Source organism: Vibrio splendidus, assembly GCF_024347615.1.
Taxonomy (GTDB): domain Bacteria; phylum Pseudomonadota; class Gammaproteobacteria; order Enterobacterales; family Vibrionaceae; genus Vibrio; species Vibrio splendidus.
The window spans coordinates 2,604,949-2,630,624 of the sequence record NZ_AP025508.1; the positions used below are offsets into that span (position 1 = coordinate 2,604,949).

Consider the following 25,676-nt stretch of genomic DNA (forward strand, 5'->3'; position numbering starts at 1 on the left):
CTTTCCTAAGACTTAAAGCAGCTCACACTACACCGTTCGGGCGAAACATTACATTAACACCCGTCACACATCAGGTATACAACTAAACACTGATCTTTGAGTTACAATATTTGAATTAAGTTACATTCTCGTTAAAGTTGCATAAGAAGATATAATTAATCACCTCCATTTATTTCGCCCTGTGAATTTAATAAATTCTCGCAATCGACACACCAAATCAACCAGTTGCATAATTAGTCGTATTTTGGTCAAAAAAAAACAGCCTAATGGCTGTTTTTTCTTCAAATAACGTTCAGTTACTTCTCTTTAGGCTTTTTACGTTTATCCGTAACTTCCCACTTACCATCGATGTACAAAGCAGTCCAACCAGATGGTTTACCATCCGCTTCAGTACGAACGTAGTTCTCTTTTGTCTTACGACTAAAACGAACGACTGTCGGCTTGCCATCAGGATCAGCAACTGGTGCTGATGTCAGATATTGGAATTTAGGTGAAATACGGTCTTTAAAACGCACCAGCTCTTCCACTAATGGCGCACGTGTTTCACGTGATTTAGGAAAGTTGCTCGCTGCCATAAATAGACCAGAAGCACCGTCACGAAGTACGAAGTACGCATCTGAGTTTTCACATGGAAGTTCAGGAAAATGCACTGGGTCTTCTTTAGGTGGCGCTACTTCGCCATTTCTCAGAATCTTACGAGTGTTCTTACAATCTTCACTCGTACAGTCCATGTATTTACCGAAACGACCGTTCTTCAGAACCATGTCAGAACCACATTTGTCACACTCAACAAGTGGACCATCGTAGCCTTTGACTTTGAATTCGCCATGTTCAACCACATAACCTTCACAGTTAGGGTTGTTACCACACACGTGCATCTTACGCTTATCATCAATCAGATAAGCATCCATTGCCGTTTCACAAATAGGACAACGCTTTTTCGCTCGAAGTGCTGCTGTTTCAACGTCTTCTTCAAGAACGTTGATAATACCTTCTTCATCACCAAGGTTGATTGTTGTCTTACAACGCTCTTTTGGTGGAAGTGCATAACCAGAACAACCTAGGAATACGCCTGTCGAAGCTGTACGAATACCCATTTTACGGCTACAAGTTGGACACTCAATATCGGTTTCTACGATATGATTTGGCTTCATGCCACCAGCGTCTTCGTCTAAATCCGCTTTTTCCAAATCGCCAGTAAAGTCTTCGAAGAAGTTATCTAGCACGCCTTTCCAGCTTGCTTCGCCTTCTGCAATTTGGTCTAACTTCTGCTCCATACGAGCAGTAAAGTCATAGTTCATTAGATCATTGAAACTGCCATCTAGACGGTCAGTAACAATTTCACCCATCTTCTCAGCATAGAAACGGCGCTGTTCAACTTTTACATAGCCGCGATCTTGAATCGTCGAGATGATTGATGCGTAAGTTGAAGGACGACCAATACCGCGCTTCTCAAGCTCTTTAACTAGCGCAGCTTCAGTGAAACGTGCTGGTGGCTTAGTGAAGTGCTGTTTAGGGTCGAGTGCGATTAAGTCTAGCTTTTCACCAACCTGTACAGCAGGAAGAATAGTATCTTCATTTTTGCCCATTGGACGTTGAACGCGAGTCCAACCGTCAAACTTAAGAATACGGCCTTTCGCTTTTAACGTGTACTCATCCGCTTTAACGCTTACTGTCGTTGAATCGTATTGCGCAGGTGTCATTTGACAAGCAACGAATTGATTCCAAATCAGTGAATATAGCTTGTGTGCGTCTGCGTCTACGCCGTTTAGGTCTTCCGACTTTACATCCACACTTGAAGGACGAATCGCTTCGTGGGCCTCTTGAGCGCCCTCTTTGCTGCCGTATACAAGTGCTTTAGGTGGAAGATACTGCGCGCCGTACTCAGAGCCAATGTATTCACGAGCGGCTTCTACAGCTTCTGAACTCAAGTTGGTTGAGTCAGTACGCATATAAGTGATGTAACCCGCTTCATACAAACGTTGAGCCAACATCATAGTTTTCTTCACGCCGTAACCAAGACGCGTACTCGCCGCTTGTTGCAGCGTAGACGTGATGTAAGGTGCAGACGGCTTACTCTTAGTTGGGCGGTCTTCACGTTTACATACTTCGTATTGAGCTTTTTCTAAAACGCTAACTGCAGCTTGTGTTTGCGCTTCATTATCGGGTTTAAACGCAACACCGTCTTTCTGAGCGACTTGCAGTCTGAAATCTGTTTTCTCTGCTGTTTTGGTATCAGCATGCACATCCCAGAACTCTTCGGGGATAAAAGCGTTGATCTCGCGCTCGCGCTCAACCAGTAGTTTTACAGCGACTGATTGAACACGGCCAGCGGATAGGCCTCGTGCTACTTTCTTCCAAAGCAGTGGCGACACCATAAAGCCAACAACACGGTCCATAAAACGTCGTGCTTGTTGTGCGTTTACGCCATCAATGTTTAGCTCACCTGGAGTTTCAAAAGCTTGTTGGATAGCATTTTTGGTAATTTCGTTAAAAACCACTCGCTTGTATCGCGTTTCATCACCACCGATGATCTCACGAAGGTGCCATGCGATAGCTTCTCCTTCGCGGTCCAAATCGGTTGCGAGATAAACATGGTCTGCGTTCTCAGCCAGTTTTTGCAATTCAGCAACAACTTTTTCTTTACCAGGTAAAATTTGGTAGTTCGCTTCCCACTCTTGATATGGGTTGATACCCATCTTTTTAATGAGAGCTTTGCGATCTTTTTCTTTCTTGATACGAGCTTTATCTTCTGGGCTCATACCCTTGGTTGAAACTGCAGCAGCCTTTTGACCAGTACTTTGACCCGCCGTTGGTAAATCACGTACGTGACCTACACTCGACTTAACGACAAAGTCTTTGCCAAGATATTTATTGATAGTTTTAGCCTTGGCTGGCGACTCCACTATAACGAGCGATTTACCCATATTGACTCTAACGTCCTTAATCACGATGCTTCAGCACCAACAATTTAGCTTGTGGGCTTTTACGCATGATATTCTAAATTCATTGCTTCTTTTTTTACTATTGTGCGAGATTACTAGAAGATCAACCGCTTTTTTCAAAATTGGATCTGATCGCTCGACAATTCGACGACTCATAGAGAAAAGGGGCACAATATAAAGAAGCTATAAAGTACTCACTAAGAATACTTGCAAGAGCCTATTCATCAGGCATTACGTCTAAACGGGCTCATACTAAGCTTGTCCGCGAATCTAACGCGAGCCCCATTCAATTATTTTTGCCGTAAATCACAAAATAAATTGTGGATGTTTGAAAAGACTCTCTTAATCGGTTGTGAAATCATTGAATTTCTAGTTCGACACCATAAACTCAACGTTATATTCGGTTATCAGAGATAAACTCATGACAAAGAAAGTAATAGCAGAATTTGATTTACTGCTGATCGCAAACCAAATTATCCAATCACATGATGACTACATTGAAGGCATGCGCGCAAACAGCGTAGTAGAAAAAGACGATGTCCTCATCTTCAAAGGTGAATACTTCTTAGACAGCAATGGAATGCCGACAGAGAATACAACCGCAGTATTTAACATGTTTAAATACTTAGCGCACCATCTTTCAAAAGAATTTACGCTTCAGCAATAACAAAAAAGCTTGCCATTTAGGCAAGCTTTTTTACTTCCTGGACCGTTATATGCTTAGCATTTGTATTGACTCAGCATTTTCAGCTTGTCGAAGTAGTCAGGGAAAGTCTTTGAAGTACAACCTGGATCATTAATTGTCACAGGTGTATCACTCAACGCCACCAGCGAGAAACACATCGCCATACGGTGATCATCATAGGTATCGATCGCCGCATGTGTCAGTTGAGCAACAGGGTTAACGATGATGTAATCTTCACCCTCTTCGACCTCTGCGCCAACTTTACGAAGCTCTGTCGCCATCGCCGCTAAGCGGTCGGTCTCTTTCACACGCCAGTTGTAAACATTACGGATTGCCGTTGTACCTTTAGCAAACAAAGCTGTCGTTGCGATAGTCATCGCTGCGTCTGGGATATGGTTGTAATCCATATCAATGCCTTTCAGCTCACCACAACGAGAGATAACGTAGTCGTCACCCCATTCAATTTCAGCACCCATTTTTTCAAGCGCATCAGCGAATTGGATATCACCTTGGATACTGTTTTTACCAATACCCGTTACTTTAATCTCACCGCCTTTAATCGCTGCGGCTGCAAGGAAGTATGACGCAGATGATGCATCACCCTCAACCAAGAAATCACCCGGTGCTGAGTAAGATTGCCCAGTCGGAATTACGAACTCTTGGTAATCGTTGTTGATCACATCCACACCAAATTGTTTCATAATGTGTAGCGTGATATCGATGTAAGGTTTAGAGACCAATTCACCCTCAATTTTGATTGTTACCTCACCTTCAGCTAAAGGCGCAGCCATCAAAAATGCCGTCAAGAATTGGCTAGAGATAGAACCATCGATTGAAACCGTACCGCTTTTAAGACCAGTACCCGTGATCTTCAATGGTGGGTAATTTTCGTTTTCTAGGTATTCAACGTCGGCGCCGGCTTCTTGCAGTGCAGTCACTAAGTGACCGATTGGTCGCTCTTTCATGCGAGGCTCGCCAGTCAGAACATATTCACCACGCCCCAAACAAAGTGCAGCAGCCAGCGGGCGCATCGCCGTACCCGCATTGCCTAAGAAAAGCTCTAGGGCTTTGTCACTTGAGAATGCACCACCCACACCCGTCACTTCACAGACGGTTTTGTCTGCAGACAGCTGATAATCAACACCTAATTGCGTCAAAGCATTCAGCATATGGCGAATATCATCACTGTCTAGTAAGTTTGTTAGGCGCGTGGTTCCCGTTGAAAGTGCAGCCAAAAGAAGTGCACGGTTGGAAACACTTTTTGAGCCAGGTAGATTAACTTCCCCGCTCACTTTTTGAATTGGTTGTAACGTAAGGCTTTCCATTAAATCTTATAGTCCTTGTACCACCCGAAGTCACTGGCGCGTATTTATTTTCGGGTGATGAATAATTCTTCGTACTTGCAGACTAACGAACTTTTCCAACGAACTCCAGAGCTAATCCCCTCGATAAAGGCGATTAATTAGCCAACCAAACACATTTACATACTAGTACACGAGATCAACTCGAACGCCATCTGAAAAATAGAGAATTCGCACATCATCACCTCGGTTAAACAACATCGAGTTATCGACGTCTTGAATGATGTTAACCAACTTATCATCTTTAGTTTTGACCAATAACTCGACGAGCTTATATTCCACTTTGTATTGTGTGTTACCTCGATTGCGAGCAATCCCGGCGCCCGCCACAGCACCGACGGCCGTTGCGACTTCTTTGCCGGTACCTCCACCAAATTGATTACCTATCAAGCCACCAATAGCCGCTCCTAACAAGGTTTCCCAACCATTCGCTTTCGACTCTACGATCTCTTGTTGGGTAATGTATCTGACCGTATCAATCTCACCATAAACGACCTCATTGACTGGTCGAGCTTGGTTTCTGTTGTAAGCTGCATTTGCCAACATGGGTAAAACAAGTAAAATCCAAAGCAACTTTTTCATGGTAAAACTCCTAAAGACCTCTTGGTCAGTGATTAATCTGTAACGCGGTACTTATGACTATATACCTAACCGAACTTGATACTACTAGTATAGAGTTTCCTTCGCCTTTCGACGCGCTTGATGAACCTAACGGTCTGCTCGCCTTCGGTGGTGATTTGTCACCCATGCGAATTTTAAACGCTTATAGCCAAGGTATATTTCCATGGTACGGCCCAGGGGAGCCTATACTTTGGTGGAGCCCAGCACCACGAGCGGTATTTAATCCTAAGACATTCGAACCGTCAAAAAGTCTTAAAAAGTTTCAAAGAAAGCATAATTACCGTGTCAGCATCAACCAAGCGACAGACAAAGTGATTGGCTACTGCTCCTCGCTAAGACCCGAAGAAGAAACTTGGCTAAACGGTGACATGCAGTCAGCGTACCGCGAACTTTCTTCATTAGGCTTCTGCCACTCCGTTGAGGTTTGGCAAGGAGACGAGCTTATCGGCGGACTTTACGGTTTACAAAGAGGCCAAGTCTTTTGTGGTGAATCGATGTTTAGTCTGAAGACCAATGCCTCTAAAATTGCACTGTGGTATTTTTGTGAACACTTTACACGATTCGGAGGAAAGCTCATCGATTGCCAAGTCATGAACCCTCATTTGGAATCCTTGGGCGCTATCGAAGTAGAAAGAGATGAGTTCCTTAGTGCTTTGAAAATACTTAAAGAAAATCAACTTAGCGATGGATGTTTTAAATCACAATGGCTAAAGGGAACGCCTTCATGAGTTCAGATTTACAACAAATCAGAATTGGATTGACCGATAACCATGCTTGCAGCTACCTGCCACATCTTCAAGAAAGAGTGGCGGTCACGCTTGATGAGCACATGCATACTTCAGATAATTATGAAGTCCTGCTCGCCAACGGATTTCGCCGCAGTGGAGCGACCATTTATAAGCCACATTGCGATAATTGCTCTGCGTGCCAAGCTATTCGCCTCTCGATTCCCGAGGTCAAGTTTTCCAAAAGCCAACGACGAATCCTCAACAAAGCCAAATCACTACGTTGGGAATTGAAAGACGAGATGGATGACAACTGGTTTGACTTATATAGTCGCTATATAACCGCTCGTCACCGTTCCGGAACCATGTATCCCCCCAAAAAAGAAGAGTTTCTACAATTCTCTAAAAATGAATGGCTTGCCACAAAGTTCATGCACATCTATGATGATAGCCAGTTAGTCGGCATCGCCGTCACTGATGTGATGTCTCACTGCACAAGCGCATTTTATACCTTCTTCGATCCTGATATCGACATCTCTATGGGAACACTAGGTGTTCTGTTTCAAATCCAGCACGCCCAGAAAGAACAGAAACAGTGGTTATATTTGGGTTATCAAATCGATGAATGTCCTGCGATGAACTATAAAGTACGATTTCAACGTCATCAAAGGCTAGTAAATCAGCGGTGGCAAGGGTAGAATACGCGACAACTTTACATATTTTGATTTTAACGGCACAATCAAGCCGTTGAAAACCGCCAAATTTCGAAAGAGGATTAGATGGCTAAAGAAGACGTAATCGAGATGCAAGGCACTGTCCTTGATACTCTACCAAACACGATGTTCCGTGTTGAGCTTGAAAACGGTCACGTAGTGACAGCACACATCTCTGGTAAAATGCGTAAAAACTACATCCGTATTCTTACTGGTGATAAAGTAACTGTTGAGATGACTCCATACGACCTTTCTAAAGGCCGCATCGTCTTCCGTGCTCGTTAATTTTTAATTACCGAATACGATAAGAAGCGGAGCTTGATGCTCCGTTTTTTATCGACCAAACAAATACTAAAGAAACACCTGGTTAGCTCTCCAAGAGCCCCAACAATACCTTCAGTCTCTCGTAACATTCCCCTGCAATACACTTTTCCCTAATAACTGTATCACCAATAACAGTGTCACCAATCGCTGTTTGTATATGCGCAGGTTAGCCAGCATAAACGGTTTATGGTCAAACAGTGCCACAACCCCAATCCACAGCTTTCTCTTTGTTTCAGCTACTCTATAACTAAAAAAAACGCACAACCGAAGTCATGCGTTTATTATCGTGATTAGCTGTACCGCGCTCTCAATAAGCAGTCAGCAACAGCTTAAGCAGTTAAGAAATAGGCTTAATGCATAACCTCTTCTTTAGCACCAACATAGATGAAATCTAGGTCGTCTTTAATCAGGGATACTTTAACCGTACCGCCGTCAACCAAACGACCAAACAGCAACTCATTAGCAAGAGGCTTTTTAAGCTTCTCTTGAATCACTCGTCCCATAGGACGCGCACCCATAGTCTTGTCATAACCTCTTTCAGCTAACCAATGACGAGCATCCTCAGAAACTTCTAAAGACACGCCTCGAGCGTCCAGTTGAACCTGAAGCTCAACAATGAACTTGTCGACAACTTGGTTAATCACACTTGGATCAAGGCTGTTGAACCAAATGACATTATCAAGACGGTTACGGAACTCAGGTGTAAATACCTTTTTGATTTCACCCATCGCGTCTGGCGCATGATCTTGTTGGATCAAACCGATCGATTTCTTCTCAGTTTCAGCGACACCAGCATTGGTCGTCATCACTAGAATCACGTTACGGAAATCCGCTTTACGACCATTGTTGTCAGTTAGCGTACCGTTGTCCATCACCTGTAGTAGCAAGTTAAAGATATCTGGGTGAGCCTTCTCTATCTCATCAAGTAACACAACAGAGTGTGGATTCTTGATTACAGCATCAGTGAGTAGACCACCTTGGTCATAACCAACATAACCAGGAGGAGCACCGATCAAACGGCTCACAGAGTGACGCTCACCGTACTCAGACATGTCAAAGCGCAACAGTTCAATACCCATCAACTTAGACAGCTGTACAGTCACCTCTGTTTTACCTACACCAGTAGGACCAGCGAATAGGAATGAACCAACAGGTTTATTGTCTGCACCCAACCCTGCACGAGTCAGCTTAATCGCTTCACTCAATACATCGATCGCTGGGTCTTGTCCGAATACCAACATTTTCATGCGGTCATCCAGTTTCTGTAACGTATCTTTGTCTGAAGATGATACTGACTTCTCAGGAATACGAGCCATTTTCGCGACCATTGACTCAATATCAGCCACACTTACCGTTTTCTTACGACGGCTTGCTGGTGCCAGACGACTACGAGCGCCAGCTTCATCAATCACGTCAATTGCCTTATCTGGAAGGTGACGTTCATTAATGTATTTAGCTGACAACTCCACAGCGGCACGCAACGCTTTGTTGGTGTAACGCACTTCGTGATGAGCTTCGTATTTTGGTTTCAAACCGATCAGAATCTTGGTTGTGTCATCTAACGATGGTTCAATAATATCAATTTTCTGGAAGCGACGAGCTAAAGCACGCTCCTTCTCAAAAATGCTGCTGTACTCTTGGTATGTCGTTGAGCCGATGCAACGTAATTTACCGCTGCTTAGTAGTGGCTTAATTAAGTTTGCCGCATCAACCTGACCACCCGATGCTGCACCTGCACCAATAATGGTGTGGATCTCATCAATGAATAGGATTGCGTCTTCTTCTTTCTCTAGTTGCTTAAGAATCGCTTTAAAACGTTTCTCAAAGTCACCACGGTATTTGGTCCCAGCTAGAAGTGAACCAATATCTAAAGAATAAATCACACTACTCTGAATGATTTCAGGTACTTGACCTTCAACAATACGCCATGCAAGACCTTCAGCGATTGCGGTCTTACCCACACCCGCTTCACCCACTAACAAAGGGTTGTTTTTACGACGACGACATAGAACTTGAACCGTACGCTCGAGCTCTTTATCACGCCCGATAAGCGGGTCAATATTCCCTTGTTTCGCTACTTCGTTAAGGTTAGTTGCAAAATTTTCTAAACGATCTTCAGAGTTAGCTTCTTCCGCATTCTCTGCACCACCAAATGAATCAGACGGTGATGAACTATCACCTTCGTTACTGGCTTTGGTAATGCCATGAGAAATAAAGTTAACAATATCTAAGCGACTAATGTCGTTTTTCTTGAGTAAATATGCCGCGTGAGATTCTTGCTCACTGAAAATAGCCACAAGTACATTTGCACCTGTAACTTCGCTACGACCTGAAGACTGAACATGAAAAACAGCGCGTTGAAGTACTCGTTGGAAGCTCAACGTAGGCTGAGTCTCACGAGTCTCGTCACTTTCTGGGATAAGTGGGGTTGTTTGATCGATAAAAATATCGAGCTCATTGCGAAGAGCATCGAGATCAGCCTGACAAGCTTGGAGCGCTTCCTTGGCCGCATCATTTTCTAATAATGCTAGTAGGAGGTGTTCGACAGTCATGAATTCATGTCGCTTGTCTCGCGCACGAGCAAATGCACCATTTAAACTCGTCTCTAATTCTTTATTTAGCATAAGTACCTCCTAAGGGAACAACAGTGTTGTTCGAGCAATTTATACTTGCTCCATTGTACATAGTAGCGGATGCTCATTTTCCTTTGAGTACATCTTTACTTGCGCTACCTTTGTTTCCGCTATTTCAGCACTGTATGTGCCGCATATAGCTTTACCTTCATAATGAACCTTGAGCATCACTTCCGTTGCTTGTTCGATATCTAGTGAGAAGAATCGCTCTAGGATCTCGATTACAAAGTCCATAGGCGTGTAGTCATCGTTATTCAATACAACGTTATACATCGCCGGTGGCTTTACTTTTGTCTCTTCTTTCTCCAGTAAATCTGAGCCTGGAGATGCCCATTCAAAGTTTCTGCTCATATCGCTTTGCTAAGAGTTATTTTTCGGAAGTCGTGAGTGTTACGTCATTCAAATTTACCACATTCACGCATTACGGTGTACTAAGAAACTGCACCGAGAAACAGTACCAAAAAATATTCCTCTATACTGAGCCTAATCCACCATTTCCATCGCTGCAAATAAAAGATCTCTATTAACAGGATTAACATATGTGATTGATTAAAAAGACACCATAACTATTGATGCTAACGATAAGATTACCGCTAAGTTACTATTTAGTTAATAGTTTGCAGTTAATCTCGAATGTGATTTGTTATTAAAATTGATCACTTTTATACCAATTTACTATTGACTGCGCTCAATCATTAGCTACATTGGAGCTAAAAGGTTTTTCTGATACAACTTTATAACAAGATTCAAAATCGAGTAATACGCGTTAAGAATGAACAATAAGGAATAATTACGCAGGGTAGCGTTAATTTCCGTAAGCAATGTATGAGATTCAAGCTATCAGCTGAAATTCTTTAGTTGGTAGGAATGATATCAATCGCACTTACAACAATTGATATAACAACGTTAGTAACAAAATGCATGAGGGATGTATAGCATGGCTACAGGTACAGTAAAATGGTTTAACAATGCCAAAGGGTTTGGCTTTATTTGTCCAGAAGGTGAAGACGGCGATATTTTCGCGCACTACTCCACAATACAGATGGAAGGTTATCGAACCTTAAAGGCAGGTCAGCAGGTCGACTATGAAGTAGAAAGTGGACCTAAAGGCTCGCACGCTAGCTCTGTTGTTCCTGTAGAAGGCAGCGCCGCTAAATAGGCGATGGCCAAATCATGTTGACCTCCATCAGTCGTAATTACGGCTGACAGGTAAGCAGAATATTGAAACCGCTCATTTGATACCCCTAATACAGGATTAAATGAGCGGTTTTTCGATCTAGAAGCTATAACGTTGCTCACAATACGACTCGCTCGAGGATGTTTGCCCCCAAAGTAGTTCAAGGTCTAGGTCTAGGTCTAGGTCTAGGTCTAGGCCTAGCAAAGCATTATGAATAAACAAAAAAGACGCTTTAACGTTATCGTTAAAGCGTCTTTCGTTTTGTCTTGGTCTACGACCTAACTGTCAGACCAAGCAACTCGTTAGTAAATCATGACCATAATTTGCTAACGGTGAGTCTAATTACTATGCGTCAATGAATGCGTTCAGTGTTGAACTTGGACGCATTAGTGATGAAACCAATGCATCATCAAGTAGGTAATAACCACCTAAATCACCTGCTGGACCTTGAGCGTTGTTTAGCTCAGCAACGATAGCTTCTTCACTTTCAGCCAATTGACTTGCCACACCTGCAAACTCAGCAGCAAGGTCAGCGTCAACCGTTTGCTCAGCAAGCGCTTTAGCCCAGTATGCTGCTAGGTAGTAATGGCTACCACGGTTATCAAGCTCACCTACTCGACGTGAAGGAGATTTGTTTTTATCTAGGAACTCGCCCGTCGCTTTATCAAGCGCGTCAGCTAGAACTTGTGCTTTAGCATTGCCAGTGACCACGCTTAGGTGCTCTAGAGATGCCGCTAATGCCAAGAATTCACCTAAAGAATCCCAACGCAGGTGGTTTTCTTTCTCTACTTGTTGCACGTGCTTAGGAGCAGAACCGCCAGCACCAGTTTCAAACAGACCACCACCGTTCATTAGTGGAACAATCGATAGCATTTTAGCTGACGTACCAAGCTCTAAAATTGGGAATAAATCCGTTAGGTAGTCACGTAATACGTTACCTGTAACAGAAATAGTATCTAGACCTTCTTTGATACGAACCAATGAATATTGAGTTGCTTCAAGTGGAGCAAGGATCTTAATTTCAAGACCATCAGTATCGTATTCAGGAAGGTACGCTTCTACTTTCTCAATAAGCTGAGCGTCATGTGCGCGAGACGCGTCTAGCCAAAATACCGCAGGAACACCCGATGCTCGAGCACGAGTAACCGCTAGCTTAACCCAATCTTGAATTGGTGCATCTTTAACCTGACACATACGGAAGATATCACCTTCCTCTACGTCTTGCTCAAGAAGCACTGAACCTGAAGCGTCTACAACTTGAACCTGACCAGCAGCTTCAAGGATGAAAGTCTTATCGTGAGAACCGTACTCTTCCGCTTTTTGAGCCATTAGGCCAACGTTTGGTACACTGCCCATCGTTGTAGGGTCGAAAGCACCGTTCTCTTTACAGAAATCAATAACCGCTTGGTAGATGCTCGCGTAGCTACGATCTGGAATCATTGCTTTCGTATCTTTTTGCTTACCTTCTGGATCCCACATTTGACCTGAAGAACGTAACATTGCAGGCATCGATGCATCAACAATGATGTCACTTGGAACGTGTAGGTTAGTAATACCACGGTCTGAGTCAACCATCGCTAGTGGAGGCTGAGTTTCGTATACTGCTTGTAGGTCAGCTTCGATTGCCTGTTTCTGATCTTGAGGAAGTGCAGCGATTTTTGCGTATACATCGCCGATGCCGTTATTTACATCAACACCTAACTCGTTGAACAGCTGACCGTGCTTAGCGAATACGTCTTTGTAGTAAACCTTAACCGCATGACCAAAAATCACAGGGTCAGACACTTTCATCATCGTCGCTTTCATGTGAAGAGAAAGCAGTACGCCTTGCTCTTTAGCCGATGCGATTTCTTTCTCAAAGAACGCAACCAAAGCAGCTTTGTTCATAACTGACGCATCAATGATCTCTTTATCTTGCAGTGCAAAAGCTGGCTTCAGTGTTTTCTTCGCGCCATCTTTGCCAACAAATTCGATGCTCACTTCTGTAGCACCTTCAATCGTTACTGACTTTTCACTGCCGAAGAAGTCTTTGTCGTCCATACTTGAAACGTGCGACTTAGAATCTGCAGACCATGCACCCATTGAGTGTGGGTTCTTCTTCGCATAGTTCTTAACAGAAAGTGGAGCACGGCGATCCGAGTTACCTTCACGTAGCACAGGGTTTACTGCACTACCTTTGATTTTATCGTAAGTTGCTTTAACGGCTTTCTCTTCGTCAGTGTTTGCTTCTTCTGGGTAATTAGGAAGTGCGTAACCTTTTGACTGTAGCTCTTTGATCGTTGCTTGAAGCTGAGGTACAGATGCCGAGATGTTTGGAAGCTTGATAATGTTCGCTTCTGGTGTCTTAGCCAATTCACCTAGTTCTGCTAATGCATCACCAATACGTTGCTCTTCGTTCAAATAGTCAGGGAAGTTGGCAATAATGCGCCCTGCAAGTGAAATGTCGCGAGTATCAACGTTAATACCAGAAGAAGCTGTAAAAGATTGAATGATTGGCAGCAGAGAGTAAGTTGCTAGCGCCGGAGCTTCATCTGTAATGGTATAGATGATCGTTGGTTTTTCAGTAGGCATGAAATTTCCCTATAGTTCTTACAAGCTCATTTAAAGTAGTGAGCATGTTATAAATTGACCAGTAAGCCACTCAAAGAGTGAAAACTGCTTACTCGATAGTCGTACTCTATCTTATTTTTCATGCAATCTTGATGACAGCATGAACCAAATCCGTGAGTGCGTTGTTATAATAAAACACGAAGGTATAATTAAACAAATCAGGCTTAAGAGTCCATCAACTTGTTCTATTTTGTGTCTTTTAGGCGCGCAAATGATAGCTCAATTCCGTTTCAGTGAAAACTTTTCAGCACACTTCGTTTACATTTTTGCAAGGTAGTTAACATGTCTACTCGCTCACACAGCGTATCTCGTTCAGACAAACCAGCTCGTGCTGGTGCAACATTAAAACAAAGCGGTAATAGACAAAACCGAAGCAGTGATAAAAATAACACGGGTAGTTCGCATAAAAAATCGCACTCGAGTAAGCACCGATATAAAGGCAAATCTACCAACATGAAACCTAAGGTGGCAATCGAAGATCGCAAAGTCATTTTGTTCAACAAGCCTTTCGATACTCTCAGCCAGTTCACTGATGGCGAAGGCAGGAAAACACTCGCAGACTTTATTCCTGTTAAAGATGTTTACGCGGCGGGTCGACTTGATCGCGACAGTGAAGGGTTAATGGTCTTGACCAATGATGGCATCTTCCAAGCCAAATTGACTCAACCAAACTCAAAATCACCAAAGACTTACTGGGTGCAGGTTGAAGGCGCACCTTCTGAGGAAGATTTAGATAAATTGAGAAAAGGTGTCGAGCTAAAAGACGGCATGACACTGCCTGCTCAAATTGAGGTGATGTCTGAACCTGTTGTGTGGGAAAGAACCCCTCCAGTGCGTTTCAGAGCCGCAATACCGACAACATAGTTAGCGATTACTATCATTGAAGGGCGTAACCGTCAGGTAAGACGAATGACAGCAAATATCGGCTTCCCTACCCTGCGACTTATTCGCTATTCAATGGGCAACATGAATGTAGGACAACTTCAGCCTGGTGAGTGGAAAGAGATTTAAAGTGATACTTCGATAAGTAGAGAAATGGCCGCTATATAAGTGGCCATTTTTATATGCATTGATGAATTTCAGACACAAAAAAGCCAGTCATAAGACTGGCTTTTATCAACATTTAACAATTACTGATTAAGTAACTATTAGAAGCTGTAGAATGCAGCTGCGAAGATGTAAGTTTCTTCGTCGTTGCCTTTACCAGCATCGATGTCTTGTAGGATATCGATACCCATATCTACGCGGTCGTTAAGTGTGTACATTGCAGCAACGTTTACGCGAGAGATGTCTTTGTCAGCTTTGCCATCTTCAGTAGTAGAGTTAGCGTTGTAACCAGCGGCAAGAGTTAGTTGCTCAGTTACTGGGTAACCGGCAGATAGGTAGTAGCCAACTGTTTCTAGGTTAGTAGTGTTCTTAGTCGCTGTTTTGTCGTCTGAACCATCGTTAATCCAGAAGTTAACACCTAGGTCTAGCTCACCAACTTTAGAGTTACCAGATACAGAGTAAACTTGGTAATCAGCTTCGTCACGAGTTTCGTAACCACCGTAAACATTTACTACTTCGCTTTCAAAACCAACGTAACCGTTCACGCCTTTATCAGCAGCAGAGTGGTCGTCATCAGTTTCGAAGTAAGAGATACCGTAAGCGAAGCCTGAAGTAGCGCCTTGGAACTTAACTACGTTGAATGCATCAGAAGCATCACCAGCAGAAGAACCGAACTCGTAAGTCATGTCGCCAGCGCCATCAACTTTATCAAGAGCAGTATCGTTTTCCCAACCGAAAGATGCAACACCAACACCAGTGTCAAAACCTAACCATGCTTTATCAACGTCAGTACCGAATTCATTTTTAACGCCGAAGCCGTTGTCGTTTTCGTCAGTTGTCCAGTTAAGTTCGAAATCAGTTTCGAAGTAACCAACTAGGCGGTTGTTTTTGTAGCTAACTGCTAGAGTAAGAGCTGTTGCCCAGTCATCGTACATAGCGTTAGTTTTAGTATCGTAGTAACCACCAAGACCAAGTGAACCAGAAACAGAGAACTGTTCTTTGTGCATTGGGTCAAATTCAAATGTTGGTTTTGCGTTGCCTAGGCCTACGTTCGCGAAAGCTGAAGTTGAAGCTGCTGCGATTGTTAACGCTAATAGAGTCTTTTTCATAATAAATCCACTGCCTTTTCTAAGAATGGGAGATCCTTGCCCGGTTCCCTTTTTTTATTTTGTGCGACTGGTCATTACCACTCTTTGTTGGTTAATCACCGTCACTAAATTTCGAGGTCTAGATTGCAAAAGATTATCCTGCGTGTCAAATAAACTAAAAACACATCTAAAAAAAACACAAAGCAATAACAATCAAAGACTTACATTTTTTTTCATTGTTTTACGAGTAACTTATCCTTAGTTTTATCAGGAAATATAATAATATAAAAAAAGAACATAACAGAACTTAAAGCTATATAAGCCAATAAAAAAGCAACAAATTAGAATTTAACACCTACAAGCCAGTCTTTTTTAAAATTTATATTTCACAACATAAATAAAATCGTTAAGTTCCTGATGGTTCAGTTTTTTTTTGTGAACAAGATCTACCTTTGATTCAAAAGCAAGCTATTTCGCCGCAAATGTACCGACTAGTGATATGTGCTACTATCCTCGCTCCGTTATGTAGGTCACAGTATGCTAACTACTAAAATTCAAAAATCCATTCGCACCAGTTATCAAAACCTCCAAGATCAGTTGGACAACTTTGTACCTCGACGTGCTCAAAATTACCTAGTTGCAGAAATAGCTAAGACACTTTGTGGTCAATACCACAAAAGTAATCGTATGATTGTTGCCGAGGCGGGAACAGGAATCGGGAAATCACTCGCCTATCTCATGGCAACGATTCCTGTCGCTGTGCTAAATAATCGAAAAATCATCATTTCGACAGCGACGGTTGCCCTACAAGAACAACTCGTCAATAAAGATCTCCCTCTATATAGAAGACTGACTGATCGAGAATTTTCTTTCATATTAGCGAAGGGCAGACAGCGTTATTGTTGCTCCGAGAAGTTAGCCGCTGCTTGTGGGCTTGATGGTGGACAAATTGATGGCGGACAAATGGCAATGTTCGAATCTAAGCCAAAGAAGAAAGACATCGACCAACTTCAAACTATGTATCGAAGCCTAACCCAAGGTAAATGGGATGGTGACCGTGATTCGTGGCCAAAGCCAATCGACAATATGATTTGGCTGATGATTGTCAGTGATAAGCATAGCTGTAACAACAGTATGCCGACTCATCGAGACTGCCCTTTCCAAAAAGCACGCTCGGAACTGGATAAAGCAGACGTGATTATCGCCAATCACAGTTTAGTGATGGCTGATGCCGACCTTGGTGGCGGCGTGATACTGCCCGAACCAGAAAATAGCATCTATATATTTGACGAGGCTCACCACTTACCACACGTAGCAAGAGATCACTCTTCTGCAGCGGCGAGCTTAAAGGGTGCCGCTTCATGGTTAGAGCGTTTGAATCAATCAATCACCAAGCTTTCGGGCTTGGCGGATGAAAAGCGAGTGGGTCGATTCAGAAATGAATTGCAGGATTCTGTACAACAGCTGATTCCTACTCTTACTCAAATGAGCAAACAGTTTGATGCTAGCCACTTTGAAGACGGCTTGTATCGCTTCGAGCATGGCGACTTACCTGATTGGCTAGAGAATGAATCTAAAGATCTCAAGCAACTCACACAAAAGGCGAGCCAAGCCGTTGCGAAGATTGCAGACTTGATTGCAGAGCGAGTTAAAGACGGAGAGCTTTCTGCAAAACTGGCAGAGCCTGCGCTTGCAGAAATTGGTTTCTATATACAAAGGACAGAAAACCTTGCTCAGGTTTGGCGCTTAATGGCTGAGCCTAAACGCGAAAAAGAAGCGCCTTTAGCGCGTTGGCTTGAACTGAATAAAGAAAGTGAAGGCGATTTCGTTGTGAATGTTTCGCCACTAGAGGTGGGTTGGCAACTGGACCAACAGATCTGGAGTCGTTGTGTTGGTGCAGTACTCGTCTCTGCGACAATGAGAGCACTTAACTCCTTCAACTTTTTCTGCCATCAAGCTGGTATCAGTCAAAAAGCCGAAGACGGTGTACAATTTCTTGCTTTGGCATCGCCGTTTGATTATCAGAACCAAGCTGAGCTGGTTGTTCCTGCAATGAAGTACGAACCACAAGCACCTCAGTTTACTGAATATCTTATTGAAATATTGCCTAAGGTAATAGAAGACAACAAAGCCAATCTCGTTTTATTCTCTTCTTACTGGCAAATGAATAAAGTTGCAGAAGCTTTGGCAACAGATTTCGTTAAAAAGTCGTGGGCATTGCAGGTTCAAGGTGATACTTCACGAACCGAAATCCTAAAAAAACATAAAAATCTGATAGACCAAGGTAAAACCAGCGTCCTTTTTGGAACGGGTAGCTTTTCTGAAGGTCTTGATCTACCTGGTGAGCTACTTGAAAACCTCGTTATTACCAAGATTCCTTTTGGTGTTCCTACCTCTCCTGTAGAGCGAGCACATTCAGAATATATTGAATCACGCGGCGGTAATCCTTTTATGCAGATTACTGTTCCAGAAGCGAGTAAAAAGCTTATTCAATCTGTGGGTAGATTGCTGCGTAAAGAACGAGATTCTGGTAGAGTCACGATCCTTGATAGACGCATAGTCACGAAGCGATACGGGAAATCCCTACTCGATTCGCTACCGCCTTTTAAAAGAACAATAAAATACTAATTTTACTGCCCTCAAGGTAGTTATGGGCCTGTCATCGCTAGGCCCTTGCATTCACAACCCAACATGACTAATCCATTGATTATTCATGTGGCTGCCCTAACAGCCGATAACGAGAACACTAGCTATTTATGGAAATGATTGAGCCAACCATGTTGGTCATACTTGCCTTGGTTGCATTTGCAGCAGGCTTTATCGATGCTGTCGCCGGTGGCGGAGGGATGTTAACGGTCCCAGCTTTGCTATCGCTTGGTTTACCGCCACATATTGCACTCGGAACTAATAAGCTGGCCGCAACGTTTGCCTCATCAACTGCCGCTTTTACTTACTATCGAAAGAAACTGTTCAAACCTGAATGTTGGACCAATGCTTTCATATCGACATTAATAGGTGCAACAATCGGCACCCTGACTGTTGATGCCATTAGTACAGAGTGGTTAGAGAAGGTATTGCCATTAGTTATTCTTGCCGCTGCTGTCTATACCATTTTTCATAAAACTCCGGATGTGAGCCATAATGTGTCTCCTAAACCGTGTCCGGTACTTAAAAGAAAACAAAAGTACCAAGGATTCATTCTTGGCTTTTATGATGGTGTTGCAGGCCCAGGTACTGGCGCGTTTTGGACGGTGAGTTCTATGGCGCTTTATCGCTTAAATATCTTACTGGCTTCTGGTTTGTCTAAAGCGATGAACTTCACTAGCAACTTCACCTCTTTGGTGACCTTTGCGATTCTCGGTCATATTGATTGGGTTCTAGGTTTAACCATGGGGCTTTGTTTGATGGCTGGTGCATTTGTTGGAGCACATTCTGCTATTCGCTTTGGTGCTACATTTATACGACCTGTCTTTGTGACTGTTGTGAGTGTCCTTGCGATTAAACTGGCTTACGAAGCGTGGTTTGTAAACTTATAGCCACCAGCCAATGGGAAGCGAAATGAACCATTTTTCAAATCTTAAAAGTGTACTGGATACCTTAATTGGGCACAGTTCTCAGGTCGACAAAGCCCGTGGTGCTTATCATCAAGCCTTGTTTGACCGAACCTTATTTAAGTGCAGCTCTTCTATTTTACTGCCCTACGCACTTGAAACTCAAACAACGTACAACACCATTATTCGTGAACAAGCGACAAATCAACTGACCGCATCTCGGGCCAACTACCTGACGGAAAAGCTGACTAACCAGATAGCTGCAATCCAAAGGGAGCTCGCTAACCATGATTTACGCTTAGACCGAAAAAGTAAGTCAGGCAAGAATCTCAACGACCTATACAACGAACTCGCTCAGCACCAAGATTGGCAAAAACGACTGGTCGATTTAGTACGAGTACGAGAGTTAGCGTTTGATTCTGCGCCCCGCCACAATAAGAAAAAAGCGGACGAGGCTTGGCAATTAGCAAAAGAACGATTAGAACGCTGTGAAGACTCAATGAAAAATATTGAGAGACTGATTAACTTAGAGAACCCTAAGCGAAATGAACACTGATAACACATCATCACCACTGGATAATGCGCCAGAAGAAGTTAAGTTAGCTGTCGACCTGATCTATCTGCTCGAAAGCAACGAAATCGACCCAAAAGTGGCGTTAGAAGCAATTAAGATTGTCCAACAAGATTTACAAGCCAAACTAGCATCTAGCATCTAGCATCTAGCATCTAGCATCTAGCATCTAGCATCAAAACATACAGGATTCACATGTACCAACTTAGCTTTTCTATGCCCGAATTTCTTGAAAACTACTGGCATAAAAAACCAACCATCTTAAAAGGTGGCTTCCAAAACTTCGTCGACCCAATTTCGCCGGAAGAACTTGCTGGTTTATCGATGGAAGAAGAAGTGGATTCTCGCTTTGTCTCTAACCTCGACAACCAATGGACTGCAGAACATGGTCCATTCTCCGAAGAGAAATTTGGCGAGCTAACTGAAACACATTGGCAATTGATCGTTCAAGCAGCGAACCACTGGCACCAAGGTGCAAATCAGCTGACAGAAGCGTTCCAAGCTTTACCAAACTGGTTATTCGACGACCTAATGATCTGCTACTCAGCACCAGAAGGCGGCGTAGGCCCCCATATTGATCAATATGACGTATTCATCATTCAAGGCCAAGGTAAACGTCAGTGGAAGGTTGGCGCGAAAGATGTTGGCCAATACAAAGAGACAGTCCAAGCTTCTGCACTTCGTCAAATCGAAGGTTTTGAACCGATCATTGATGAAACTTTAGAGCCGGGCGATATCCTTTATATCCCACCGGGTTTCCCTCATGAAGGCAACACGTTAGAGCCATCAATGAGCTACTCTATTGGCTATCGCTCCCCTAAAGAACAAGAGCTAATCAGCAACTTCGCCGATTTTGTACTTGCTCATGATATGGGTGACATTCATCTTCACGATCCAGAATTCAAAACGCAAGATGGTTACGGCAAGATTCGTTCATCGGATTTAAGCAATCTAACTGACATGTTGAAATCTGCATTAGAGCAACCTGAAACCATCAGCGAATTCATGGGATGTTTGCTAAGCCAATCACGCCACCAGCTTGATATCGTCGCTCCTGAGCCATTATGGACAGAAGAAGAGATCGCTCAGCACTTAGAGTCAGAAGGCGAGATTTGTCGAGTATCGGGCTTAAAAGCGCTCTACCATGAGAATGAAAGCAACACGGCTTACATCAATGGTGAAGTGGTCAAGGTTGAAAAATCGGATTCATCGCTACTAAACGTACTGTGTGATGACTCGGTGATTAACTCAGCAACCACTTTGACGCCTTCAGGTGTCACTGTCGTGACTGAATTGGTAAACAAAGGTTACTGGTTTATCGAAGACTAACTTCGTTAATCGGTTTCGGTGGATATCATCGAGATCTAAAGCCTTAGAACCTAAGAAAAACAAAAGGGACAAATGAAATCTTCATTTGTCCCTTTTTCTATTCAACAGTCAACTAAGCTTAAATAGCTAAACCGTGACCATCTAGACTTTGAACTACTAGACCTTGAATTGATTCACCAATTTCTGTTGCTGTTGAGATAGTTGCTCGATTTCGCTGCCCACTTGCTCAGAAGCTGCAGCTTGTTCCAAAATTTTCGCACTTAAGTCGCGAATGTTAACCACACTTTGATTCACTTCACCGGAAACCGATTGCTGCTCTTCTGCTGCTCTCACGATCTGGCTATTCATATCGCTGATCTCTTCAATTGAAGTGAAAATCGAACCAAGATCTTCAACTGCATTTTGAACATGTAACGCAGTATCATTGGCTAATATATTACCTTCTTGTATCGCTTCAACAACATCTTGAGTTCCAGCATGAACCTTGTCGATCACCGCTCTGATTTCACCAACCGATGATTGTGTACGACTTGCTAAGTTTCTTACCTCATCAGCTACAACAGCAAAACCTCGTCCTTGCTCACCCGCCCTCGCCGCTTCAATCGCCGCATTCAATGCTAGTAAGTTGGTTTGCTCAGAGATCCCTTCAATAACACTTAAGATTTCGGTGATGTTACCGTTATTTTTAGCTAACTCTTCAACAATAGGAACAGCGCTCGACATACGCTCCACCAGCTTTCTCATTTCTCCAGCTGAGAGTTCGATGACTTGTTGCCCTTGTCGAGCAGAACGGTTCGCTTCACAAGCAGCATCAACTGCAACTTCTGCATTTTGTACCACTAATCCAGCAGTCTGAGTCATCTCTTCTGCGGCTGTTGCCACTAGATCGACTTCTTTAAATTGAGATTCACTGCTTTCACGTGTACTTGATGCTGATGCCTTAGCTTGACTTGTCGTACTCGCTACTTGCTCAGTGGTTTGAATCACTTCTTTAATCGTGTGCTGAAGCTTATCTAAGAACAGGTTAAACCCTTGTGATAACTGACCAATTTCGTCTTGAGATTTCACTTCCAAACGCTGAGTCAAATCACCTTCACCAGAAGCGATATCATTGAGCCTTTCGACTACCTGTCGGATAGGCTTAACAATAGACAATGAAGAAAACGCGATAATAGCTAAACCAAAAAGAATAAAGATGACGCCTGCAATCACTTCCGTTTGGATGCCTTCGCTTACTTTAGTACTAATGATTGAATCCAATCGGTTAGCATCGGCAACCACACTCTCTCGCGGGATCTCAAACAGCACGCCCCAAGTTTGGTTTGCCGCGGTAACAGGAGCAAATGCGAGTAACCACTCACCATTCTCACTCCATTGAGTCGTCGCTTCACCACCGAAAATAAAGTCAGTCATTAAATCACTGTTGGTATTGTCACTTTGAAAGACCGAGCCGACTGCAATACTTGAGTCATCTGAAGCAATAACCGAACCGTCTAGGCTGACAACATAAACGGCACCAGCGCCATCAAATAAGCTTTGATCCGATTGCGTGACCACACTGGTCAAGCCATCTAACCTTAGGTCAATACCCAAGAAGCCAATAGCAACATCATCAACTAAGATAGGTACTGAAATTGAAGAGGTAAGTAATGCAGTACCACCGCTGTTCACGACTCGTGGAGTACTAATACACGTTTGCCCTGAAGACAAAGGACAATAAAAGCGTTCGCTATTGCTATCATCGCTCAAGATAGGTTCTGACAGAACGTTCGCTAGAACATTTTCGCCGTTATCCGCCACCTTCCAATAAGGAGCAAAACGACCTTTTTCATTAGATCCAACATAGTCCGCATCGACATAATTCGCATCTTCACCATCAAGTAAATCAGGTTGGAAAACTAAATATGCACCTTGAATAGAATCAAAGTTCAAAACTGAGCGACGAACCATTTCATCTAACGCAGTACGAAGCTCTTCACTTGGGGTAAAGTTTTCATCCGCATTGTTCTTTAGAAACTGAGCACTGGCTGCTAACATTTCTGCGCGGTAAACCGCTTCGTCTACATAGCGTTGGGTTTCTTGAGCATTAAGCTGAGAAACAGACGCCAGCAACTGCTGAGTTTTATTGATAACTGATTCTGAGCTTTGAGATTTGATGACTTGTTGGTTACTGGTCGCGTTATAGATTGAAAAACCAATAAGAGACAGTGAAGTAATGATTAGACAGCAGCCTGCAAGCAGGGTGATTTTCCACTGTACCGATAGTGAGCGCATTTAATATCCTTATTTAAGCCAAAAGACTTCCATAACCGTAACTACCACATTGAGATGAATTGAAGAGCACAATGTAAATAAGTTTGACGAATAGCTTAGCGGATAATTACAGCACAAATTGCTTACATATAAAACGAAAGTTTACATAAATGTTAATAGGCCGTGTCTTTTGCCTTTTTTCTGTGATTTCAACTAAATGTAATCACGCCATCATGGGCCATATAACTATTGAACTAACACTTTAGGCATAACCATAGCATCGAAATTTCTAGGAAAAACATTCCCCCTTTTGATCTTTGATAACACAGTAACTTCGGATTAGTTTTAATAATCCAAACTATAGATTTTTATCTTGATCAACTTCACACTTTTTGATTGCTAACTCGGCATTCAAGATCTAATATCTCGCGCCTAGATTCCCTGAACACTTTATTCATTTGGCTCTCCTCAAAGGAGCGCTAAGGCTTTTTACGTCTTTATTTTTTGGAGAGATACGCAAATGTCCGCCTCGTTTCCATTAGCGAAACTTACCTTTTTAATCGCTATTCTGACTGCTGTAGGTCAAATGACTCAAACGATGTATGTGCCTTCTATCGGTCATATGTCAGGTGAGTTCTTGGTTTCGGCGTCTTCACTCCAAGCAGTGATGGCGTGTTACTTGATCCCTTATGGTCTGTCGCAATTTGTCTACGGTCCACTTTCTGATCGCCTAGGTCGTAAACCGATCATCGTGATTGGTTTGATCATCTACATCATCGGCACTCTGGTGGCATTGTTCGCTCACGAGTATGAATGGTTCTTAGCGGGTAGCTTTATCCAAGGTTTGGGTATCGGTTGTGGCGGTGCGATGTCTCGTACATTGACTCGCGACTGTTTTGAAGGCGCAGAACTGCACCGTGCAAACAGCTTAATTAGCATGTGTGTGATTTTCTCACCATTGATGGCTCCTGTATTGGGTGGTTACCTAACAGAAGCTTTCGGCTGGCGTTCTAGCTACTTGTTCCTTGCGCTGTTTGGTATCGCCGTTGTGATTACCATGATGACGAGCATGATGGAAACACTGCCGAAAGAACGACGCAAACATGAATCAGTTGCCAACAGCTACAAATTCGTTCTGTCTGACAAACGTTTCCAAGGTTTCTTATTGGTATTAGTCGCAACCTTTGCTGGTGTAGCCGTATTTGAAGCAGCGGCAGGTGTGTTGCTTGCCGGCGTACTTGGCTTACCTGCAACCACAGTAAGCTTGTTGTTTGTCTTACCCATTCCAGGTTACTTAATCGGTGCAGGCCTATCTAGTTACATCGCACAACGTCGCAGTGAGCGCCGTGTACTGAATGTTGGTCTAGTTGCTATCTTGGTAGGCTCAACAGTGGTATTGATACCGGGTCTATTCGGTCAAACAACAGCATTAACTTTGATTGGCGGTGCAACGATTTACTTCTTAGGCGCTGGTATCTTATTTCCAGCAGCAACAACGGGAGCGCTTTCGCCATTCCCATTCCACGCAGGTACAGGGGGCGCGATCCTCGGTGGTATGCAAAATCTAGGTGCTGGCATCGCAACACTATTGGCATCGTTCTTCCCTGCTCAAGACCAACTGCCACTCGGTTGCTTGATGATTGCAATGTCACTCATCGCCATGCTTGGTTTACGTTGGGTTAATCGTAAACCTGACCATTCAAACGAAATGCCATTGGCTATCTAAAGTAAAACTCGAACCCAGTCCAAACAACGAAAAGGGACATACTGAAAAGTGTGTCCCTTTTCGTTGTTTGGCACTTATTCCTTCCACTCTCACGTATCAGCAATTTCATTTAACATTACTTTGATTTTTTGAAAACAATAACAGACACTTACGCTGAAAGTGCATATCCAGAATCCAATTATAAATAACATCACTGGAAGAAACCTAACCAACAAAGGATGCTGGCATTAAAACGAGTAAGGTGCACACTAAGGATATAAAGATGCGTTTCGCTTTAACCACATTAGCCGTATCAATAGCGCTTGTCGCCGGATGCA

General features: G+C 43.2%; 19 protein-coding genes and 1 pseudogene. 12 read left to right on the plus strand and 8 right to left on the minus strand.

All coding sequences use genetic code 11. The features are described 5' to 3' along the window. Positions 1–296 precede the first annotated feature (296 nt). Positions 297–2,927 (minus strand): type I DNA topoisomerase, encoded by a 2,631-nt coding sequence (gene topA / locus OCU90_RS11590; protein ID WP_061021822.1) that lies wholly within the window; start codon positions 2,925–2,927, stop codon positions 297–299. A gap of 439 nt (positions 2,928–3,366) precedes the next feature. Here topA and OCU90_RS11595 point away from each other — a divergent pair, with 439 nt between their 5' ends. Beyond that, positions 3,367–3,612, plus strand: a complete 246-nt coding sequence (locus tag OCU90_RS11595) for a YciN family protein (protein ID WP_004736440.1) — start codon at positions 3,367–3,369, stop codon at positions 3,610–3,612. 53 nt (positions 3,613–3,665) lie between these two features. On the opposite strand, the gene aroA is transcribed toward OCU90_RS11595, so the two are convergent. Then, positions 3,666–4,955: a 3-phosphoshikimate 1-carboxyvinyltransferase gene (gene aroA / locus OCU90_RS11600; protein WP_061021825.1), complete on the minus strand. Its 1,290-nt coding sequence runs from the start codon at positions 4,953–4,955 to the stop codon at positions 3,666–3,668. Between the two features lie 162 nt (positions 4,956–5,117). Beyond that, entirely contained in the window at positions 5,118–5,573 is a 456-nt protein-coding gene (locus OCU90_RS11605) for an outer membrane lipoprotein (protein WP_004736438.1), read from the minus strand. Between the two features lie 53 nt (positions 5,574–5,626). Between OCU90_RS11605 and aat the strand changes: the two genes are divergently transcribed. The 3 genes from aat to infA all read left to right on the plus strand — a co-directional run bounded on the left by aat (position 5,627) and on the right by infA (position 7,335). Continuing rightward, on the plus strand, positions 5,627–6,340 hold the full coding sequence (gene aat, locus OCU90_RS11610) for a leucyl/phenylalanyl-tRNA--protein transferase (RefSeq protein WP_061021827.1): 714 nt from the start codon (positions 5,627–5,629) through the stop codon (positions 6,338–6,340). Then, entirely contained in the window at positions 6,337–7,035 is a 699-nt protein-coding gene (locus tag OCU90_RS11615) for an arginyltransferase (RefSeq protein ID WP_004736551.1), read from the plus strand. The genes aat and OCU90_RS11615 overlap by 4 nt, the downstream gene beginning before the upstream one ends. 81 nt (positions 7,036–7,116) lie before the next feature. Beyond that, positions 7,117–7,335 (plus strand): translation initiation factor IF-1, encoded by a 219-nt coding sequence (gene infA, locus OCU90_RS11620; protein ID WP_001040192.1) that lies wholly within the window; start codon positions 7,117–7,119, stop codon positions 7,333–7,335. 389 nt (positions 7,336–7,724) lie between these two features. Here the strand turns inward: infA and clpA are convergent, their stop codons facing one another. Both clpA and clpS read right to left on the minus strand, forming a co-directional pair. After that, entirely contained in the window at positions 7,725–9,998 is a 2,274-nt protein-coding gene (gene clpA / locus OCU90_RS11625) for an ATP-dependent Clp protease ATP-binding subunit ClpA (RefSeq protein WP_061021828.1), read from the minus strand. Positions 9,999–10,037: 39 nt separating this feature from the next. Continuing rightward, on the minus strand, positions 10,038–10,358 hold the full coding sequence (clpS, locus tag OCU90_RS11630; protein ID WP_004736549.1) for an ATP-dependent Clp protease adapter ClpS: 321 nt from the start codon (positions 10,356–10,358) through the stop codon (positions 10,038–10,040). A gap of 586 nt (positions 10,359–10,944) precedes the next feature. Between clpS and cspD the strand changes: the two genes are divergently transcribed. Then, positions 10,945–11,166, plus strand: a complete 222-nt coding sequence (gene cspD, locus OCU90_RS11635; RefSeq protein ID WP_004736548.1) for a cold shock domain-containing protein CspD — start codon at positions 10,945–10,947, stop codon at positions 11,164–11,166. Positions 11,167–11,529: 363 nt separating this feature from the next. Here the strand turns inward: cspD and OCU90_RS11640 are convergent, their stop codons facing one another. Beyond that, positions 11,530–13,755, minus strand: coding sequence for an NADP-dependent isocitrate dehydrogenase (locus OCU90_RS11640; RefSeq protein WP_017085849.1), 2,226 nt, complete (start codon positions 13,753–13,755; stop codon positions 11,530–11,532). A gap of 321 nt (positions 13,756–14,076) precedes the next feature. Between OCU90_RS11640 and OCU90_RS11645 the strand changes: the two are divergent. Continuing rightward, positions 14,077–14,805, plus strand: a pseudogene (locus OCU90_RS11645) (pseudouridine synthase). Between the two features lie 137 nt (positions 14,806–14,942). On the opposite strand, the gene OCU90_RS11650 reads toward OCU90_RS11645, so the two are convergent. Then, a complete protein-coding gene (locus OCU90_RS11650; protein ID WP_017083949.1) occupies positions 14,943–15,950 on the minus strand; it encodes a porin in 1,008 nt (335 codons plus the stop codon). A gap of 516 nt (positions 15,951–16,466) precedes the next feature. Here OCU90_RS11650 and dinG point away from each other — a divergent pair. From dinG to OCU90_RS11675, 5 genes are all read left to right on the plus strand, one after another. After that, complete coding sequence (dinG, locus tag OCU90_RS11655) at positions 16,467–18,557, plus strand: ATP-dependent DNA helicase DinG (RefSeq protein ID WP_061021830.1); 2,091 nt, start codon at positions 16,467–16,469, stop codon at positions 18,555–18,557. Between the two features lie 128 nt (positions 18,558–18,685). Continuing rightward, a complete protein-coding gene (locus OCU90_RS11660; RefSeq protein ID WP_004736543.1) occupies positions 18,686–19,465 on the plus strand; it encodes a sulfite exporter TauE/SafE family protein in 780 nt (259 codons plus the stop codon). A 22-nt stretch (positions 19,466–19,487) separates the two neighbouring features. Next, positions 19,488–20,036, plus strand: a complete 549-nt coding sequence (locus tag OCU90_RS11665; RefSeq protein ID WP_061021832.1) for a primosomal replication protein — start codon at positions 19,488–19,490, stop codon at positions 20,034–20,036. Continuing rightward, positions 20,026–20,196: a pleiotropic regulatory protein RsmS gene (gene rsmS, locus OCU90_RS11670; RefSeq protein WP_004736541.1), complete on the plus strand. Its 171-nt coding sequence runs from the start codon at positions 20,026–20,028 to the stop codon at positions 20,194–20,196. The genes OCU90_RS11665 and rsmS overlap by 11 nt, the downstream gene beginning before the upstream one ends. A 50-nt stretch (positions 20,197–20,246) precedes the next feature. Beyond that, positions 20,247–21,380, plus strand: a complete 1,134-nt coding sequence (locus tag OCU90_RS11675) for a ribosomal protein uL16 3-hydroxylase (protein ID WP_061021834.1) — start codon at positions 20,247–20,249, stop codon at positions 21,378–21,380. Positions 21,381–21,536: 156 nt separating this feature from the next. Here the strand turns inward: OCU90_RS11675 and OCU90_RS11680 are convergent, their stop codons facing one another. Further along, positions 21,537–23,654 (minus strand): methyl-accepting chemotaxis protein, encoded by a 2,118-nt coding sequence (locus OCU90_RS11680; protein WP_061021837.1) that lies wholly within the window; start codon positions 23,652–23,654, stop codon positions 21,537–21,539. 499 nt (positions 23,655–24,153) lie between these two features. Here OCU90_RS11680 and emrD point away from each other — a divergent pair, with 499 nt between their 5' ends. Beyond that, positions 24,154–25,359, plus strand: coding sequence for a multidrug efflux MFS transporter EmrD (gene emrD / locus OCU90_RS11685; protein ID WP_099426135.1), 1,206 nt, complete (start codon positions 24,154–24,156; stop codon positions 25,357–25,359). Positions 25,360–25,676 lie beyond the last annotated feature (317 nt).